The organism is Acidovorax sp. LjRoot204 (genome assembly GCF_056175785.1).
Window position 1 is genome coordinate 1 of the sequence record NZ_JBGFFF010000297.1, and the last position, 2,359, is coordinate 2,359.

General features: G+C 69.0%; 1 protein-coding gene. It reads left to right on the top strand.

Annotated elements, in window-relative coordinates:
* Positions 1–19 precede the first annotated feature (19 nt).
* Positions 20–2,359, top strand: a 2,340-nt coding sequence (locus tag AC04MI_RS24695; protein WP_476498985.1) for a condensation domain-containing protein, incomplete at its 3' end; no start/stop codon positions are given.

Sequence of the window (2,359 nt, forward strand, 5' to 3'; positions counted from 1 at the left end):
CGCTTACCTTGCGCACCTCATCAATGCCGCGCAGGTGACAACGGCTCACTTTGTTCCATCCATGTTGCAGACCTTCCTCCAGGAGCCCTCCGCTTCAAGCTGCACCTCGTTGTCCCGTGTGATCTGCAGCGGTGAAGCGCTATCGAAGGAAGTTGAAGTCGAGTTCGCCCGCGTCTTGGGTGTGCCTTTGCACAATCTCTACGGCCCGACCGAGGCCGCAGTGGACGTCACGTTCTGGGAATGCGATGCCCAGAGCGCATCCGTCCCGATYGGCCGCCCGATCTGGAACACGCAGCTSTACGTGCTGGATGCACAGCTKCGCCCGGTGCCCGCAGGCGTGGCCGGCGAGCTCTACATCGCGGGCGCSGGYCTCGCRCGCGGCTACCTCAACCGCCCCGGCCTGAGCGCAGAGCGCTTCGTGGCCAGTCCCTTCGGCGCCCCGGGCAGCCGCATGTACCGCACCGGCGACCTGGCACGATGGCGCCCYGACGGCGTGCTCGACTTCCTCGGRCGCGCCGACCAGCAGGTCAAGATCCGGGGCTTYCGCATCGAGCCCGGCGAGATCGAGGCCGCGCTCACCCAGYTGCCCGGCATCGCCCAGGCCGCCGTCATCGCTCGCGAGGACACCCCCGGCCACAAGCAGCTGGTCGGCTACGTGGTCACAGCCGCCGGACACAGCGCGGACACCGCGGCCCTGCGCCGCGCCCTCTCCGAGCAACTGCCCGACTACATGGTGCCCGCAGCGATCATGCCGCTGGACGCCCTGCCGCTCACGCCCAACGGCAAGCTCGACCGCCGCGYACTGCCCGCGCCGGACTTCACGCCGCTGAGCATCCGCGCACCACGCACCCCCCAGGAGGAGATCCTCGTCTCCCTCTTCGCCGACGTCCTGGGCCTGGCACAGGTGGGCATCGACGACAACTTCTTCGACCTCGGCGGCCACTCCCTGCTGGCCACCAAGCTCATCAGCCGCATCCGCTCCGCCCTGGGCGTGGAGCTCGCCATCCGCACCCTGTTCGAGGCGCCCACCGTCGCACAGCTGGCGCACAGGCTGGGCGACGCACAGGTGGCACGCGAGGTCCTGCGCCCGATGGCCAGGCCCAGCCAGATCCCGCTGTCCTTCGCGCAGCGCCGTCTGTGGTTCCTCTATCGGCTCGATGGCCCCACTGCGACCTACAACATCCCGGTCGCCATGCGCCTGACCGGGACGCTCGACGATGCCGCCCTGGATCAGGCCCTGCTCGATCTGGTGGCCCGCCACGAGAGCCTGCGCACGGTCTTCCCGCAGACTGCGGACGACGAGCCGCAGCAGCTCATCCTGCCGCCCGAGGCCGTGCACTCCGTCCTGCAGGTCGGCGRTGCCTCCGAGGAGACCTTGACCTACCAGCTCGCCGAGGCCGCCAGCCATGGCTTCGAGCTGTCGCGCGAGATCCCCTTCCGCGCCTGGCTGTTCCACCTGGATGCCGAGCACCACGTCCTGCTGCTGCTGTGCCACCACATCGCCAGCGACGGCTGGTCGCTCACGCCGCTGGCGCGCGATGTGTCCACCGCCTACGCTGCCCGCGCCCAGGGCAAGYCGCCGGCRTGGGCCCCGCTGCCCGTGCAGTACGCCGACTACACGCTCTGGCAGCGCGAGTTGCTGGGCCATGAGGACGATGCCGACAGTGTCGGCTCCCGTCAGCTGGCCTATTGGCAGCAGACCCTCGCSGGCCTGCCCGAGCAGCTSGMCCTSCCCACCGAYCRGCCRCGSCCCGCCGTCTCCAGCTWCYGCGGCGAGAGCCTCGCGTTCCAGTTCGACGCATCGCTGCACCAGGGCCTCGCCGCACTCGCRCGCGASGGCCAGGCCAGYCTGTTCATGGTGCTGCAGGCCGCGCTGTCGGCGCTCTTCACCCGCATGGGCGCAGGCACCGACATCCCGCTGGGCAGCCCGATCGCCGGRCGCAMYGACGAGGCCCTGGACGATCTCGTGGGCTTCTTCAYCAACACGCTCGTGCTGCGCACCGACACCTCGGGCAATCCCAGCTTCAGGGAGCTGCTGGCCCGTGTGCGCGCAGCCAACCTGGCRGCCTATGCCCACCAGGACYTGCCGTTCGAGCGCCTCGTGGAGGTGCTCAACCCGGYGCGCTCCATGGCCCACCATCCGCTGTTCCAGGTGATGCTGGTCTTGCAGAACAATACCCGGGCCAAGTTTGAGCTGCAAGGACTCACCGTGCTCAGCGCCGAGTCTATCGAGGATGCTGCTATCTTCGACTTGTCTTTCGAACTGCGGGAGCAACGCAGCCATGACGGCAAGCCGCAGGGCCTCACCGGTCGCATCGAGTACGCCACCGATCTGTTCGACCGCGCCACGGTGCAGCAG